This is a genomic window from Halomonas sp. SIMBA_159, assembly GCF_046536035.1.
Taxonomy (GTDB): Bacteria; Pseudomonadota; Gammaproteobacteria; order Pseudomonadales; family Halomonadaceae; genus Vreelandella; species Vreelandella venusta_A.
This window is the reverse complement of the sequence record NZ_JAWJBT010000666.1, coordinates 1-269: the sequence shown is the minus strand read 5'-3', so window position 1 is coordinate 269 and position 269 is coordinate 1. Positions and strand designations below refer to the sequence as shown.

The 269-nt window shown below is 64.7% G+C and carries 1 protein-coding gene; it reads right to left on the bottom strand.

The features are described 5' to 3' along the window. Nucleotides 1-269 (bottom strand): hypothetical protein (locus R0J87_RS20885; RefSeq protein ID WP_498888655.1); only part of this gene is annotated, 269 nt, incomplete at both ends.

Genomic DNA, 269 nt, shown 5'->3' with positions numbered 1-269 from the left:
ACTGCTTCGAGAAGCTCGCGTACAGCTGCGACTGCATCTCGCCGCGCGCGGTATCGCGGTCGGCCTTCGACATCGGATAGAACGTCATGCCGCGCTTTTTCAACTCCTGCTCGGCGCGGGCAGCCGTTTCGATGGCTACGACGCGCTGCTTCACCGTCGCGTCTTGCGCCGCTTTCTGAAACGCGGGGCGCAAATTCTCCGGAATCTTCGCCAGCGCGCGGCGGCCCATCGCGACGACGAGCGGGCTGAACACATGCTGCGTCTGCCAG